Annotated in this window: 12 protein-coding genes and 1 pseudogene; 5 read left to right on the forward strand and 8 right to left on the reverse strand. The window is 63.7% G+C overall.

Annotation, left to right across the window (positions count from 1 at the left end; genetic code table 11):
* Nucleotides 1–6: 6 nt before the first annotated feature.
* Nucleotides 7–1,116, forward strand: a complete 1,110-nt coding sequence (locus AB870_RS03500) for a tartrate dehydrogenase (protein ID WP_047906959.1) — start codon at nt 7–9, stop codon at nt 1,114–1,116.
* Here the strand turns inward: AB870_RS03500 and AB870_RS03505 are convergent.
* Entirely contained in the window at nt 1,083–2,501 is a 1,419-nt protein-coding gene (locus AB870_RS03505; protein ID WP_047906960.1) for an LLM class flavin-dependent oxidoreductase, read from the reverse strand. The genes AB870_RS03500 and AB870_RS03505 overlap by 34 nt on opposite strands.
* A 213-nt stretch (nt 2,502–2,714) precedes the next feature.
* Here AB870_RS03505 and AB870_RS03510 point away from each other — a divergent pair, with 213 nt between their 5' ends.
* The 3 genes from AB870_RS03510 to AB870_RS03520 all read left to right on the forward strand — a co-directional run bounded on the left by AB870_RS03510 (nt 2,715) and on the right by AB870_RS03520 (nt 4,696).
* Complete coding sequence (locus tag AB870_RS03510) at nt 2,715–3,863, forward strand: ABC transporter substrate-binding protein (protein WP_084663294.1); 1,149 nt, start codon at nt 2,715–2,717, stop codon at nt 3,861–3,863.
* 255 nt (nt 3,864–4,118) lie between these two features.
* The gene (locus AB870_RS03515) at nt 4,119–4,415 is read left to right on the forward strand and encodes a helix-turn-helix domain-containing protein (protein WP_157112219.1); all 297 of its coding nucleotides are present in this window, start codon (nt 4,119–4,121) and stop codon (nt 4,413–4,415) included.
* A 50-nt stretch (nt 4,416–4,465) separates the two neighbouring features.
* Entirely contained in the window at nt 4,466–4,696 is a 231-nt protein-coding gene (locus AB870_RS03520; protein WP_064674759.1) for a hypothetical protein, read from the forward strand.
* Nucleotides 4,697–4,748: 52 nt separating this feature from the next.
* On the opposite strand, the gene AB870_RS03525 is transcribed toward AB870_RS03520, so the two are convergent.
* On the reverse strand, nt 4,749–5,672 hold the full coding sequence (locus tag AB870_RS03525) for a LysR family transcriptional regulator (RefSeq protein WP_047906962.1): 924 nt from the start codon (nt 5,670–5,672) through the stop codon (nt 4,749–4,751).
* A 114-nt stretch (nt 5,673–5,786) separates the two neighbouring features.
* Between AB870_RS03525 and AB870_RS03530 the strand changes: the two genes are divergently transcribed.
* Nucleotides 5,787–6,893, forward strand: a complete 1,107-nt coding sequence (locus tag AB870_RS03530) for an NADH:flavin oxidoreductase/NADH oxidase (RefSeq protein WP_047906963.1) — start codon at nt 5,787–5,789, stop codon at nt 6,891–6,893.
* A gap of 104 nt (nt 6,894–6,997) precedes the next feature.
* Here AB870_RS03530 and AB870_RS03535 read toward each other — a convergent pair whose 3' ends face one another.
* The 6 genes and pseudogenes from AB870_RS03535 to AB870_RS25465 form a co-directional block, all read right to left on the reverse strand.
* Nucleotides 6,998–8,527 carry a gamma-glutamyl-gamma-aminobutyrate hydrolase family protein gene (locus AB870_RS03535; protein WP_167362669.1) on the reverse strand — a complete coding sequence of 510 codons (1,530 nt, stop codon included), beginning with the start codon at nt 8,525–8,527 and terminating at the stop codon, nt 6,998–7,000.
* Nucleotides 8,528–9,338: 811 nt separating this feature from the next.
* Nucleotides 9,339–10,589, reverse strand: a complete 1,251-nt coding sequence (locus tag AB870_RS03540; RefSeq protein ID WP_047906964.1) for a sensor domain-containing phosphodiesterase — start codon at nt 10,587–10,589, stop codon at nt 9,339–9,341.
* A 251-nt stretch (nt 10,590–10,840) separates the two neighbouring features.
* On the reverse strand, nt 10,841–12,136 hold the full coding sequence (locus AB870_RS03545; RefSeq protein WP_047906965.1) for an MFS transporter: 1,296 nt from the start codon (nt 12,134–12,136) through the stop codon (nt 10,841–10,843).
* A 231-nt stretch (nt 12,137–12,367) separates the two neighbouring features.
* Complete coding sequence (locus AB870_RS03550) at nt 12,368–13,696, reverse strand: MFS transporter (protein WP_047906966.1); 1,329 nt, start codon at nt 13,694–13,696, stop codon at nt 12,368–12,370.
* Nucleotides 13,697–13,763: 67 nt separating this feature from the next.
* Nucleotides 13,764–15,359, reverse strand: a pseudogene (locus tag AB870_RS03555) (GMC family oxidoreductase); the annotation flags it as partial.
* 7 nt (nt 15,360–15,366) lie between these two features.
* Nucleotides 15,367–16,165 (reverse strand): IS5 family transposase gene (locus tag AB870_RS25465; RefSeq protein WP_418303967.1). Its coding sequence is split into 2 segments (ribosomal slippage): nt 15,367–15,895 and nt 15,894–16,165, totalling 801 coding nucleotides; the frame shifts between segments, so codons are not numbered across the junction.
* Nucleotides 16,166–16,440: the final 275 nt, after the last annotated feature.

Here is a 16,440-nt window from a genome sequence, read left to right on the forward strand (position 1 = left end):
CTGACCATGACCGAAACGGCCCAACGCGCGCAGCGTCCGTTCAAGATCGCCGTGATCCCCGGCGATGGCATTGGCAAGGAAGTGATGCCCGAAGGCCTGCGCGTGCTAGACGCCGCCAGCCGGCGCTTCGGCATTCCTCTGGAATACCGGCACATCGAGTGGGCCAGTTGCGATTACTACGCCACGCATGGGCAGATGATGCCGGACGACTGGAAGCAGCAGCTCGAAGGCGTGGACGCCATTCTCTTCGGCGCAGTCGGCTGGCCGCAGACCGTGCCCGATCACATCTCGCTGTGGGGCTCGCTGCTCAAATTCCGTCGCGAGTTCGATCAGTACATCAACCTGCGCCCGGCGCGTCTGTTCGACGGTGTGCCGTCGCCGCTGGCGAACCGCAAGGCGGGCGACATCGATTTCATGATCGTGCGCGAGAACACCGAAGGCGAATATTCGTCGGTCGGCGGTGTGATGTTCGAAGGCACGGAGCGCGAATTCGTCGTCCAGGAGTCGGTGTTTACGCGTCACGGGACGGAGCGCGTGTTGAAGTTCGCGTTCGATCTGGCACAGCAGCGCGAGCGCAAACATGTGACGGTCGCGACCAAGAGCAACGGCATTTCGATTTCCATGCCGTGGTGGGATAAACGCGCTGCCGAGACGGCCGCCCGGTATCCGGACATTACGTGGGACAAGCAGCACATCGATATTCTGTGCGCGCGCTTCGTGCTCAATCCGGATCGCTTCGACGTGGTCGTCGCGTCGAATCTGTTCGGCGACATTCTGTCGGACCTCGGCCCGGCGTGTACCGGCACCATCGGCATTGCGCCGTCGGGCAATCTGAATCCGGAAGGCAAGTTCCCATCGCTGTTCGAGCCGGTGCATGGCTCGGCGCCGGATATTGCCGGCAAGAACATCGCCAACCCGATCGGCATGATCTGGACCGCGGCCATGATGCTCGACTTCATCGGCCGCGGCGAACGGCGTACGCGCGACGCCCACGATGCAATCCTTGCCGCAATCACGCAGATCATCAAGGACGGTCCGCGCACCGGCGACATGGGCGGGCGCGCGAACACGACCGAAGTCGGTCAGGCGATTGCGGCCGCGGTGTCGGCAGGCTGAGTTCCCGGAATTGCACTGCCCGCCGCCCAGGCACCGTCGCGCGGCGCTCGCTCCTCGAAGTGACGATTGGGCACCGGCGGCACGCCGAGATTCTCCCGGAAGGTGCGTCCTTCGTACCGGGTACGAAACAGGCCGCGCCGCTGCAATTCCGGCACTACCCGATCCACGAATGAGGTAATACCCACGGGCGCGCTCGGAAACATGATGTTGAAGCCGTCGGCCGCACCGGTTTCGAACCAGTGCTGAAAGTCGTCGGCAATCGATTCGGGCGTGCCGACCAGCACGCGGTGCCCGCCGCCGGTGAAGCGCGTGTAAAGCTCGCGCACCGTCGGCCGCTCGCGGCGAATCCAGTCCACCAGCAGCTTCTGGCGGCTCTTGTGCGAGTTCGTCTCCGGCACGTGGTCCGGCAGCGGCACTCTGGCATCGAAGGGCAGCGCGCCGAGATCGATGCCAAGGCTTGCGTAGTTCATGAGCGCGTTAAGGACGACCGCCGGATCGCGATGCGACAGCAGGCTGTCGTAAATGTCCTCCGCTTCCGATTGTGTGCGCCCGACGATGGGCGAGACGCCCGGCAGAATGAAGATGTGCTCGGGTCTGCGGCCATACTTCAGCGCACGCGTTTTCACGTCCGCATAGAACGCGCGTGCCTCGTCGACGTCCTGTGCCGCCGTGTAGAGCAATTCCCCCGCGCGCGCCGCCAACTCGCGTCCGGCCTCGCTCGATCCCGCCTGCGCAATTACCGGCCAGCCCTGCACGGGGCGTGGCGCGCCCAACGGCCCCCGTACGCGGAAGTGCTTGCCGCGATGGTCCAGCGTGCGGATTCGCGACGGATCGGCCCATTGGCCGGTGACCTTGTCACGGGGGAAGGCGTCGTCGGCGTAGCTGTCCCAGAGACCGGTCACGACATCGTAGAACTCGTTCGCGCGTTCGTAGCGCACCGCGTGATCGACGTGGTCGTCGCGGTTGAAGTTCTGGCCGCCGCCGGTGGATGTCACCAGATTCCAGCCTGCACGTCCGCCCGAGAGATGATCGAGCGACGCAAACGCGCGCGCCACGTTGTATGGCTCGCTGTAGGTCGTGCTGACCGAGGCGACGAGGCCGATGTGCTGCGTCGCACCTGCCAGTCCGGCGAGCAGCACCACGGGGTCCCAGCGCGGTGCGCCAGGACTGTGGGCCAGCGCGACGGGGTCGGTCGAGACGAAGAGATTGTCGAAGAAGAACAGGGCGTCGAAGCAGCCGCGCTCCAGTTCCTGCGCGTAGTGACGATAGCGCGCGAATTGCGAATAGGCGTCGGTGTCGGTATCGGGGTGGCGCCAGCTGTCACCCTGTACGCCGGAGCCCGACATATAGGCACCCAGCCGAAGCTTGCGGGCAGATTGGCTCATGGGCTTGCTCTCGATCGATGTCGGTGGACGATCACGATAAGCGAGCCCTCCGCCTCGCGGCAAACAACGAAATTCGATAAGCAAACTCACATAAGCTAACGCGTGTTCGCCACGCTATGAATCGCATCAATCGATGGTTGGGGATCCCCGTAAGCCCGCCTAGACTGGCACATCCTCCACTTCTCCGGCCGCGCTTGCACGTGGCGACATGACATGACGACCTCTGCCTCCCATGCCGCTGTGCAGGAAAATCCCGTACTCGACGCGTTCATCGCCGCGTCCGCGATTGCCTTTGGGCTGTACGTCTCGCCGCCGTCTCGCGCGGCGATGGTGCGCGCCGCGTTGGCGCGCACGGCAAAACGCGATTTGCGCTCGCGCGCCCGGCAGCAGTGGCCGATGTGGCGTGCACGGCTGCGTCGCGGTGTCGCGGTGGCGCTGAGCGTGGCCGCGATCCTGCCGTTCGCGAGCAAGGCGGCGGACAAGCCGGTGCTCGTGGTCGGCGATCAGGCGTACAACGCGCAGAGCCTCTTCGAAGCCTCCGGCGCTTTGCACGACGCGCCGTATACCATCGCATGGAAGCAGTTCCCGGCGGGCACGCCGGTGATCGAAGCGGTGAATGCGGGCGCCCTCGATATCGGTCTGCAAGGCGATGGCCCGGTGCTGTTTCTCGCGGCGCAGGGCGCGCCCGTCAAGGTCATCGGCATCTATCGCGACAGCCCGGATAGCGTGGTGCTGCTCGCGGGGCCGCACACACAGATCAAGACCGTGGCCGACCTGAAGGGCAAGACGGTCGCGGTAACGCGGGGGGGATGGTCGCAGCAACTGGTGCAGGCCGCGCTCACGTCGGCCGGACTGCCGCTCGATGCGGTGAAGTATTCGTACCTCGCATCCGTCGATTCGGCCGCGGCGTTGCAAGCCGGGAAGGTCGATGCGACGGCGACTTGGGAGCCATACGTCACGCGGTTGCGTCAGGCCGGCGCGCAAACCGTGGTGACGGCGCGCGGCCTGATCGCGGCGCAGAGTTATCTGTCCACCACGCAGAAGGTCATCGACAGCAAGCGCGAGTTGCTGGGGGATTTCGTCCAGCGCTATCAGCGTGCGCGTGAATGGTCGCTGGCGGATGCGAAGCACATCGAGCGCTACGCGGACGTCTGGGCCGCGAAGTCGCGCGTCGATCCGAAGCTGGCGCATCAATGGTTCAGCACGTCGCGCATTCGCTACGAACCGTTGACGGACACGGCCATCGCCGAAGCGCAGAAGAGCGTCGACGACTTCGTCAAAACCGGCACGCTGACGAAGGGCTTCGACGTGCGCGGTCTCTTCGATACGTCGTTCAACAAGTTCACGCAGGCGGCGCGGTAGGTGAGTTGCATCGCGCACAATTAGCACGCAAGCCACCCTGGCGAATGACCCGCGAGAGCTACAATGCACGCCAACCGGCGGGCAGCCCGCCTCTCAGGGGAATTGCGTGTCAGCCAGTGCTCCCAGTGCGCCGTATCACGGCGCGCAAACCGTCAGCCGTCACGTCGTCATCGTCGTGTTCGACGGCGCTGAAGTCATCGACGTCTGCTGGCGTCGATGTGCACCGCCACGGACGTGTAGCACGGCCGTGTGTTCGTGCGCGACGGGGATCTCTGGACGTCGGGCGGCGTGACCACCGGCATCGACATGGCGCTCGGCATGATCGAAGCCGATCTCGGCCGCGAAGTCGCGATGGATATCGCCCGCGATCTGGCGTTGTTCGTGCTGCGCGGTGGCGCAGAGTCGCAGGTGAGCCGTTCGCTGGTGTTGCAGCAGGGCGCGACGTCGCCGGTGCGCGATGTCATCGCGTGGATCGAGAGCCATCTCGATGCCGACCTCAGTGTGGACGCATTGGCCGCCGTCGCCCGCATGAGTCCGCATGAGTCCGCATGAGTCCGCGCCATTGACAGGGCAACGACGTCGTGCGTCGGCGCGCCATACCGTTGCCCGATAGCGTCCAGAGTCTCGACGCATCGAGCCGAAATGCCGCGCTGGCATGCTTTGCCGACCAGTCGGCGACACCGAGCGCATGCGCAACGTCTATCGCGCGCTTCTCTCCGGCGAACCCTTCCACCAGCGCCAACGACAGCGGCAACGACGCACTGGCCCCGGTCGTCGTGACGATGCGCAAACCCGGCATCAGCGTAACGATTCCTGTCGAATTCCCGCAATGACAACGATGCCGCACTTCCTGCCGGCGGAGCCGTTGACGGGGCACCCGGTATCTCAGGCGCTCGCGCGCTGCAACACCTTCTCGCCGCCGAACGCACGCGGGCGCGGCGCATCGACGCGCTCGCGCAGCAAGGCGACCGCGCGTTGCGCGCGCGCCGAGAGCGGCCATTCCGCGCGATGGATCAACCACAGCGTGTCGACCACCGGCGGGCCGCAGTCCACGACACGGATGGCGTCCTGCGACGCGAACGCCTGCCGCGCGTACTGCGGGATGACGGTGAACCCAAGACCGCGCGCGACGTACTCGAGAATCAGGCTGATCTGGTTCGTGCAGCCCTTGCACGGCAGACTCTGCACCCCCGGATTGCCCGGAAAACGGCGGCTGAGCAAACGCGTCGACATGGCTTCGCTGTCCGGGTGTTCGATGAAGCCGATACGCTTCAGATCGTCCCACGTGTGGACATCTTCCCCGGCCGGCACCACCAGCTCCAGCGGCTCCTGCGTGAACGGCGTGGCTGTCAGTCGCGGATCGTCGGGACGCAACGTCACCAGCCCCAGTTCGAAGTGGTTCTGCAACACGCCTTCGAGCACTTCACGATCCGGCGCGAAACGATGTCGCACCGCCATCGCCGGATTGGCCTGCTGCATGTCGAGCAGGATCGGACACAAGTACAACCCGATGCTCCCCGGCGTGATGAGCGTGACGTTGCCGCACTCCTCGTTGGCATCCTCCAGACTGGAACGCAAGTGCCGGGCTGCGCACTCCACCTGTTCGCAGTAAATGAGCAATGCCTTCCCGGCGGGCGTGAGTTCGACGGCGCGCGGACGCCGCACGAGCAGCGTTCCGAACTCCTCTTCCAGATGTTTGATGTGCTGGCTCACGGCAGCCTGGGTGAGACCGAGATGGTCAGCCGTGCGCGTGAAGTTGCCCAGCTCGGCGAGCGTGGCGAAGGATTTGAGCCACTGAGGATTCACCATAATGAACTGTTATCGAATCGATAATTTGTAGATAGTTTCCATTATAGCGATGTGAGACTACCATGGCTCACGTCGATTGCCCCTGCGGCAACACCCTCCGAACCGAGAACCCTCATGTCTGCTCTGTTTTCCCCGTTTGAACTCAAAAGCGTCAAGCTTCGCAACCGCATCGCCATTCCGCCGATGTGCCAGTACAGCGCCGTCGACGGCCTGACCAACGACTGGCACTTCGCCCATTACGCCAGTCTGGCGCGCGGCGGGGCGGGACTGGTCATCGTCGAGGCGACTGCCGTCTCGCCCGAAGGCCGCATCACGCCGGGATGCACCGGTCTGTGGAGCGACGAACAGACGGCCGGTATGGCGCGCATTGCTGCGGCGATCAAGTCGCACGGCGCGGTGCCAGGCATCCAGATCGCCCACGCGGGCCGCAAGGCCAGCGCCAACCGCCCATGGGAAGGCGACGATCACATTGCCGAAGACGACCCGCGCGGCTGGCCGACGCTCTCGCCGTCCGCAGTCGCTTTCGGCGGCGACCTCGGCAAGGTGCCAAAGGCCATGACGCTCGACGATATCGCACGCGTGAAGGCCGACTTCGTGGCCGCAGCACGCCGTGCGCTTGCCGCTGGCTTCGAATGGCTGGAACTGCACTTTGCCCACGGTTATCTGGCGCAGAGTTTCTTCTCGCTGCACGCCAACCATCGCGAAGACAATTACGGTGGCGACCTTGCCGGCCGTAGCCGCTTCCTGCTCGAGACGCTGGCTGCCGTGCGCGAAGTGTGGCCGGAGCACCTGCCGCTCACCGCGCGTTTCGGCGTCATCGAATACGACGGCCGCGACGAAGAAACGCTGGCGGAATCGATCGCGCTCGCGCGTCAGATGCGCGAAGGCGGACTGGATCTGCTGAGCGTGAGCGTGGGCTTTTCGACACCGAATGCGAACATTCCCTGGGGTACGCCGTTCCTCGCACCGATTTCGGCGCGCGTGAAAAACGAAGCGGGTATTCCGGTCGCATCGGCCTGGGGCATCGACGACCCGGTCGTTGCGAACCGCATCGTGGCCGACGGCCAACTGGATCTCGTGATGGTCGGCCGCGCCCATCTGGCGAACCCGCACTGGCCGTACTTCGCTGCGCGCGAACTCGATGAGAAGCGCCCGACGTGGGTGCTGCCCGCGCCGTACGCCCACTGGCTTGCGCGCTATCGCGCGCCGCGCGCCGCCTAAGCCGCATGAAGTCAGCCCGACGAAGTCGGTCATAGCGTCTCCTGAAACGCAACGCCCCCGGACGTCGAAGAACGCCGGGGGCGTTGCGTTTGCGCTTGCGTTCGTCAGACGGCAGAGGCGGACGGGGGCTTGGCGCGAGGGCCTTTCAATTCGCCGATAACCGCTTGCTTTGCGCGGTGGGCTTGGGCGGCATCGGAGAAGATTTTCCAGAAAATCTGGTTGGCGGAAGACATCTGAAGGCTCTCACGGGGAGGGACAAAGCTCTTTGGCGCTCTGTACATGGGTTCTGTCCTGAAAAACTCCGGATGGAATTGCAGCATAAGGGCGGGCACTGCTCCGGCATGAGGGCTTTCAACCGCCTCGACCAGTCCTTCGTGTACGACAGAGGGTTTCAGATGCTCGACAAGCGACTGCGCGGATACGGGGATCGCCTGATGGTGCGACACCACGCTGGCGAGCGTCTCGCGCATGGCTTCGCCGTATATCCCATTTCGGCTGCCCGGCGTCAGATCGAAGTCTCGCTTGCCACGCTGACCTTCAACGTTTTGCCGCATTTTCGCGCCGAAGTACACATTGACCAACTGGAAGCCGCGGCAAATGGCCAACATTGGAATACCCCGATTCAGGGATTCGCGCAGTAGCGCCAACTCCAGCAGAGAACGCCGGTAGTCGCTCCCCGGCCGGGGGATCTCTTCCTCCTCGCCATACAAGGCTGAAGGAAGATCCTCACCGCCAGGCAGCACGATGGCATTGACGTTAGCGCTCAACGTTTTTGCCTTTGCCGTAATGCTGGTCAATTGCGCGAATGTCTCAGGGGCGTCGTCGACGATGCGCAGCAGGCGCTGGGCGATAGGGAGGTCGCCGGCCGCGCCCACTGCGACCCGCTGCCACACGATGTCAATCTCATGGTCGAATTTTCTACGATCGATCGAAGGCGAGCGCATGGCGATACGCAGCGGGATCATGTTGGCGACCTGGTCGAGCTTCACGAGGACCCTGGGAATCGATGTGCCGCGATCCTCGGGATCGATCAGCAGGACAGCCGTCGGCTTGGTTAATCCGACAGTCTTGCGAGAGTCGCAATCGACATCGAAATCCTGCAACACATCGAAGAACACCGAATTCTCCAGATGGCTGTTTCGAATCGACGAGCCGCTGACTTCGGCGTTCAGGAAATGGGTTCCGGCCATCGTGACAGTGTCAAATCGGGAGTCCAGAATTCGTGCGTTTTCAAAGCTCCCGATGACAAGGTCGCACCGTTCGAAACTGACGCCGTCGAGCGAAGCGCACGCCATCATGACTTCACGCATGATGCAGTCCTGGAACAGGCAGTTCTCGAACGAGGTGTTGATGAACGACACGTTCCTCAGATTGCATGCGACGAATTGGGTGTCCGAAAGATGCGACTCATCGAAAGCGCACCAGTCGATCGTGCAGTTGAAGAACTGCACGCCGCTGAGTCTCGCGTGCATCAGCGGTGTGTCGGCGTCAAGCGTGATGCATGACAATTGCGTCGAGAAGCCGGCCGCTGTCAGGCACGCTGCCACATCCAGAGGCGCGCCTTCGCCACGCTTGCTCGCATCCATGAGACACGACAGAAACTGCGTCTGCGATATTTGCGACATCTGCGACATCTGTGCTACGGCCGGCGGCGCTCTGCGAGCGCTCCCGGAGTGAGTCACGGATGTGGATGCCTGGCTTCGCGCACGCGCAACGCCATGCGAACAGACCCGGGGAAGGTGATGCCGCGTTTCGGCAAGGAGGGCGGACAGCGAGTCGTCGTCGACGTTCCGGGTAAAGGGTATCGGGGCCACCCGTGCCGCGCCGACTTGATGCTCCAACGTCCCGGCCGGTGGCGTGCCGGGCCTGCTCCCCAACCGGGTTTGCTGCGTGCCGGACGTCAGACGCTCCTTGAGTGCCCTCTCCTGCAACGGTGTCAGGTTCAGCGCTCGTGCGTCTGTGATAGTGCAATGCACGCTTTCGAACTCACGGCGAAGTTGTGTCGAAGCCGGTAAAGTGCGACGGGATTCCGGATGTACCGAGGGCGGGGGCGAGGCAATGGCAGGTTTTACGTCAACGAGGGTCGCAGCGATAGGCGATTCGAACGCCGGGGAGCGATCCGGCTGGAGGGGGGCAGAGAGCGAGGCGAGCTGGGCGCCTGTGATTTCGACGCTGGGCATTTTCACGACATTCCATAACGAGTATTCGGAGGTGCTGACAACCTTTGCGTTTTTGCGTTACGGCGCTTGCAACGCGGAAGTCTTTGATGACTCGCTCGTGAATGCTGTTCCTGCCCAGCGAAAAGATGTGACGATCGCGCGTCGTATGGTTGTGCAAAGTCACGAAGGTGAATCGGGGACGGTCATGTCCCGCCATTTCGAGCGGGAGTTCACCCAACGTGTCGAAGGGACGGCGAGGACGTGGCGACGATTGACAAGCCCTGCGTCACCAGTTGATATCCACGCAAAGCACATGAAGCCCCTGCCTGGCGGGCGACGCGATAGAGGCTGTCACGCACAGATGCGCTTCATTGATCGAGAGATACGGGGACGTGAAATGCACTTCGCCCGGTGCGCGCATTGCCTCGATGAAGTACGGGCGCCGTGCCCAGTTCGCCCCCTCCGAATGCAACAGCGGACGGAAGCGCTTGGCGCGCTGCGACGAGTGGCTGTGCGGCAGCACGTTGTCGCCGATCTGGCGTCCGGCGGCGTCGAGCAGGAAACATCGCGCCGCATCGGGCAGCGCGAGCAGGTCGTGCGTCGCGTGACGGATGTCCTGCCCCTGCGCGAGGCGCGCCGCCGCCGCTTCGATACCTGCGATATACGGCGCCAGTCGCGCATGTTGCGCGCGCTCGCGCTCCACGAGTTGCGTGCGAAGCGCGGTCGACAGCGCGTCCATCCGTTCGGCAGCGACCTTCGGGGGCACGGGGTCGAAATCCGGCGCCGCGAAATACTGGCCCTGCACGAAATCGACGTTGCATTCCAGCGCGATCAGCGCTTCGCGCTCGGCCGTGAGGCCGCCCATCATCACGAGTTGGCCCGATTCGTGCAGCAGTGAGACGAGGCCCGGCAGCACCCGCGCGAGATGCGTTTGCTCTGTGGCCTGCGCCAGAATGCCGCGATCGAGCACCACGATGTCCGGTCGCAGATCCCACACGCGATCGATGTTCGAATGCTTCGCGCCGAAGCCGCCCAACGCGATCAGAAAGCCTGCCTTGCGCAGACTGCCGACGATGGCGCCGAAACGTGGCGTGTCGCCGCCGGCCTGCTCGGGCACTTCGAGTACCACGCGCTGTGGCGACAGGCCGGTGGCCTTGAGCGTGGCGATGAGCGCATCGCCGTACACCGTGTCCATCAGCGCGGCCGGGTGCAAATTGAGGAAAAGCCACGCGTCGCGGCTGTCGAATTCGTGAAAATTGCCCAGATGCAGCGACTCGGCGAGGCGCCCCAGCTCCAGCATGTCGCCATGCCGCGCCGCCATCGTGAAGACCTCGTGCGACGGCACGTGGCGACCCTGGGCGTCGTGCGCCCGCAGCGAGGCGTGGTAGCCGATGGCGCGCCGGTGCGAGACCGAAAACACCGGCTGGAAGACGCTGGAAATGGTGAAATCGCCGTAAATCACGATGCGCCGGGCGTCTTCGGCTGCCGTGAGTCGGGGCGGCAATAGTCCGGGGGCGTCGAGATCGGTCATGGGCATGGTCGTAACAGGCGCGGGCGCGGCAAGGATATGTCAAGAATAGGAGAGCAAGAAGCGTGCTCAAAGGCGCGCGCTATTGTCCCCGATTTTTTCGCCGGTTTCCGCCTGTCTTGTGACGCGTCGCACCAGAGATCGCCACTAACGCACCAAGTTGGGGCGTCGGTATTGGCCGTGGCGGCGCTTGCACCTGCGGGATGAGCGCCCCGTGCACCGCGTACCTTCGCCTGTCAGTCCCTCAGTCTCCCGGGCCGTCACGGTGCCAGCATCTGCGCCCGTCGCGCCACGCGGGCCAGCGCCAGCGCGCACACGACGTTGAAGACGTGCAGACCGCCCGAGCCGAGTACCGTCACGACCACGGAGGCGATCATCGGGCCGAGCAGGCCACCGACCGAGAACAGGATGAGCAAGGTCGCGCTCACGCCGATACGCCGTTCCGGTTCGGTACGGTCGTTCACATGGGAGACGATCAGGCCGTACTGCGTGAAGTTGACGGCCGAGAACAGGAACATCAGCACGAAGACGAGCCAGTGCGCCTGAATGAAGATCAGCGGCGCGCAGAACACGGCCGAGGCAATGGCCAGACGCCGTGATACCGTGCGGCGATCCATGCGATCGGACAGGCGTCCGACCGGCCACTGCATGAGCAGGGCGCCGAACAGCGCCACGCCCATGAGCGTCGAGAGACTGCCGATGGAAAAGCCGATGCGCGTGAGGTACACGGGCATCATCGCGTAGAACGCGCTGTACAGAAAGCCCGCCAGAATGCACCCGGGAATGGCGATGGGCGTGGCGCGCGCCATCTCCGCGATGCTGTCGAACAGGCTCATTGCCGGCTGCTTGACGAGACGTTCGTCGGCAACGCGTGTGGGCCAGCCCTGCATCAGCGTGATCGGCAGGATTGCCGCGACGAAGAGCCCCGCGACGAGCGGCAACTGTCCTTCGCTACCCGCCTCGCCAATGTTGAGCAGAAACTGTCCGGCGCTGACCGCCAGATAGTTGATGGTCAGATACGAGCCGAAGACGCGCCCGCGCATGGTGTTCGGCACCGAACCGTTGAGCCAGCTCTCCACCGTGGTGTACATGCCCATGAGCGCCAGCCCGGTGCCCACGCGCAGCAGGCATAGCAACACCATGGACTCGCTCACGGCGAAGCCCATCGCGAACAGCGCCGCGAGCGCCGTGAAGGCGACGAATGCGCGATGCTGGCCGATGCGCTCGATCAGCGAGCGGTTGTAGAACGCGCCGAGCAGAAAGCCCGCGTAATAGCACGACTGAATCACGCCGATGGTAAACGTCGACGCGCCGTACTTCAGGGCATGAAAGGGGACGGCGGTAACGAAGAGGCCATTGCCGACGACCAGCACGCCATAGCCCAGCAAGATACCCATGAGCGCGGGATAGACGCTGATGGGCAGGGGAACGGCGTCCGCCGGGGCGGGGCCGGGGGGCGTGGAGGGCGCACCCAGCAAGGAGGCTTCCGATAACGGTCCGGGACGATCGGACTCGTCTTCGGCGATGGCGGCATCAAGCGACGGATCTCGCTGCATTCGTGTTCGTGTGATTGGCGGGCCGGAGAGCAGGGGGCAAAGGCTTGCACCGGCCTTCATGATCGCACGAGATGACGCTCAGGCGTACTGATCGGTGTCATGGCGAATGCGTTGCGCGCAACAAGCGAAGGGCGTGTCCCGGTAAAGGACACGCCCTTGTGATCGCGACGTCTGCGTCGCTTCGTGCGTCATGTTTGCCCGGCCGTCGCCGGGTTCCCGCGCGGCCTTCGCTCAATGTTCCGTCACGCCGGCCCCGTGCCAAACATGCCGGCGGCGCTTGCGACTGCCGATCCACGCGGCGCACAGCGCACTGACGAGACCCGCGACCAGCACGTAGATGCAGATCATCCACGGCTCGCCGCCGTTCTTCTGCAACAGGTACGTGGCGATGATCGGGCTCAGGCCGCTCGCGAAGATGCCCGAGAACTGATAGACGAACGAGATGCCGGTGTAGCGCACGCGGGCGTCGAAGAGTTCGGAGAAGAGGGCGGCTTCCGGACCGTAGACCGACGCGTAGACGACACCCAGCGGAATCACGATGGACAGCCACACGAGCATCACGTTGCCGCCGCTCGCCTTCATCAGCCAGAAACCCGCGAACGACGACAGGCCGGTGGCGAGCGAGCCCCAGAAGTAGATCCGGGTGCGGCCGATGCGGTCCGAGAGCTTGCCGAAGAACGGGATCGTAAAGACCATCACGAACGCGGCGGCCATCACTCCCGTGAGCGCCTCGGTCTGCGAGAGTTTGAGCGTCTGCGTCAGGTAGGCGATGGAGAACACGCCGAAAATGTTGAAGAACACGCCGTCGATGAAGCGCGCGCCCATGCCGGCAAGCACGTTGCCGGGGTTTTTCGTAAGCACCTCCGCAATCGGAATCTTGATCTCGGTGCCGGCCTTCTTGATCTTCGAGAATTCCGGCGTTTCCATTACATTGAGGCGAATGTACATGCCGATGGCGACGAGCCCGACCGACAGGAAGAACGCGACACGCCAGCCCCAGGCGAGGAACTGCGCGCTCGTCAGCGCATACGACAGCACGGCCACGACACCGGAGGCGAGACACAGGCCGAGGGCCAGCCCGACTTGCGGAATGCTGGCGTAATAGCCGCGCTTTTCCTTCGGCGCGTACTCGAACGCCATGAGCACCGCCCCGCCCCATTCGCCGCCCAGTCCGATGCCTTGCAGCACGCGCAGCAAGAGCAGCAGCACCGGCGCCCACAATCCGATCTGTGCGTATGTCGGCACCAATCCGATGAGCATGGTCGCCACGCCCATTATTGTGAGCGTCATGACGAGCATGCTCTTGCGTCCGAGCTTGTCGCCGAAATGCCCGAAGATCACACCCCCGAGCGGACGGCTCAGGAAACCGACCGCGAAGGTGCCGTAGGCGAGCATCGTCGAGACGAGGGGATCACCGCCGGGAAAATACAGCTTGTTGAACACGATGCCGGCGACGACACCGTAGAGGAAGAAGTCGTACCACTCGATGGTGGCGCCGATGAGGCTGGCGACGACGACACGGCGCATCTGCCGGGCGTCGGTCTTGGTCGATGCATTCATGGTTGTCTCCGAATCTTGTGAATCTTGTAATGGTTGGGGGCTGCTTTCGCTGATGTCGCTGTTGTGACTACACCGCCAGGGCCACTTCCGCCCGCGCCTCCTTGCTGCCGCGGATTTCCTGCGTGCCCGGCGCTTGCTTCCTGTCTTCGAGAATCATGTCCGCCGCCTTCTCCGCGATCATGATGGTCGGTGCATTCGTGTTACCCGAGACCAGCTCGGGCATGATCGACGCGTCCACGACCCGCAGCGCCGAGAGACCGTGAACGCGCAGACGGTCGTCCACGACCGCCATGCTGTCGCTGCCCATCTTGCAGGTGCCTGCCGGGTGATAGATCGATTGGCTGAACTGGCGCGCGGCCTGAAGCAGTTCGTCGTCGCTCCGGTACTGCGCGCCGGGAACGAACTCGCTGATGATGTGTGGTGCGAGCGAAGGCGCGGCCGCAATGCGGCGCGCGACCTTGATGCCGTCGATCACCACGCGATGATCGCGTTCGTCCGACAGATAGTTCGCGTGAATCGCCGGGTATTGCAGCGGATCGTTGGAACGAATCTCGACGCTGCCCCGGCTATGGGGGCGCAACTGGCAGACGGACGACGTGAAGGCGGAGAAGCGATGCGCGCCTTTGCCCGGCTTGTCGGCCGACAACGGCTGCATGTGGAACTGGATGTCGGGACGCGCGAGTTCGGGACGCGAGCGCGTGAAAATCGTCACCTGGCTGGCGGCGAGAGTGAGCGGACCGGTGCGCAACAGCGCGTATTGCAAGCCGATGAGCGCTTTGCGCAGCGGATGGTTTACCTCGTCGTTCAGCGTGCGTTCGCGGGTCTTGAAAACGAGGCGTACCTGCAGGTGATCCTGCAGGTTCCGGCCGACGCCGGGCAACGCGTGACGCAATGCAACGCCGGCTTTGGCGAGCACCGTGGTCGGGCCGACGCCCGAGTTCTGCAACAGTTGCGGCGAACCGATGGCCCCGGCCGCGAGAATCACTTCGACGCGCGCTCGCGCCTTCCTGCGCTGACCGTCCTGCAAATATTCGACGCCCACGGCGCGCTTGCCTTCGAAGAGCACACGGCAGGTCTGGGCGCGCGTCTCGACGATCAGATTGGGGCGGCGCCGCGCGGGCTTGAGAAAACCCTTGGCTGTGCTCCAGCGAAAGCCCTTGAAGGCCGTCTGCTGGAAATAAGCGACGCCTTCCTGCGTGGCGCCGTTGTAATCCTCGTTGAAGGGAATGCCGATGTCCTTCGCGGCGGCGATGAAGTGTTCCGCAATCGGGCGGCGCAGACGCAGGTCCGAGACCTTCAGCGGGCCGCCCACGCCGTGATACTCGTTCGCGCCATGTTCCTGATCTTCCGATTTGCGGAAGTAGGGCAGCACGTCGGCATAACGCCAGCCGCGATTGCCCAGCGCGGCCCAGCGATCGTAGTCCTCGCGCTGCCCCCGCACGTAGAGCAGGCCGTTCAGCGAACTACTGCCGCCGAGCACTTTGCCGCGCGGCCAGTCGATCCGGCGGTCCGCCACGTTGGGGTCGGCCTCGGTGCGGTAACACCAGTCCAGTTCCGGGTCGTGCATGGTCTTGAAGTAGCCGACCGGGATGTGAATCCAGGGATTGCTATCGGGGCCGCCGGCTTCGAGCAGCAGCACCCGGTTCGCGGGATCTGCGCTAAGAGCCGGTTTACGATCTCCTGAGCAGCAGTGCCAAAAAGGCGAGATGGACAAACTGCAAGCTGGTGTTGAGCAAACGCTCACAGTTCTTCCATAAGCGCCGGTTCTTCTCCAGCCAGGCGAAACTGCGCTCGACGACCCAACGCTGCGGCAGGACCTTGAAAGTATGCAGTTCGCTGCGTTTGGCGATCTGCACCGTGACCCGCTCGCCCAAGATCTCGCGCACGCCCTGCGCGAAGGGTTCGCCCACGTAACCGCCATCGACCAGCACACTTTGCACCTGTCCCAAGCGAGGCTTGCCGTGCTCGAACGCCAGCAACGCTCCTTTGCGATCGGTCACCTCGGCAGTGGTTACCGCCACGGCGTGCGGCAAGCCCTGCGTGTCTACGGCAATATGACGCTTGATGCCCGACACCTTCTTGCCCGCGTCATAACCCTTATGCGCTGCCGTGTCAGTGTTCTTCACGCTCTGCGCGTCCACGATCAAGAACGTCGTGCTGGCGCTGCGTCCCTGTCTTGTGCGCGCCGCGCCAACCTGATTTTTTGAGTGCCTGCTCCAGCACGCTCACGCCGTGCTGGTCAGGCTGACTCCATTTGCTGAAATACGCGTAGACGGTTTGCCACTTGGGAAACTCGCTGGGCAAGAAGCGCCATTGGCAACCTGTACGCAACAGATACAGCACCGCGCAAAACACCTCGTACAAGTCCACCGTCGTGGGCTTCGTGCGCCGGCGCACGCTGCGCAACAGCGGCTCGATCTCCGAGAACTTCTCTCGGCTTATGTCACTCGCGTATTTCTTTCTCGTCATCCTCGAATTATCAGGGATGACCAGAAGATCGCAAACACGTTCTAAGACGATTCGCGAGTACGCATCCTGCCGAGCCCGCACCGACGATCAGATAGTCGACCTCATGTTCCATACCGCCTGTCTCCTGCATGGGAATGTCTCATCGCCATGGCGCGGCCATTGCCGCGCGAGGGGATGAAACGATTCGTTTCGGTTTGTTTCGATCCAATGTCGGCGAGCGATGGACAATTGCCAAGCGAAAAAATGCCGATGACGGGAAACTGAAACGGATTTCG

The sequence above is a fragment of the Pandoraea faecigallinarum genome (assembly GCF_001029105.3).
Lineage (GTDB): Bacteria > Pseudomonadota > Gammaproteobacteria > Burkholderiales > Burkholderiaceae > Pandoraea > Pandoraea faecigallinarum.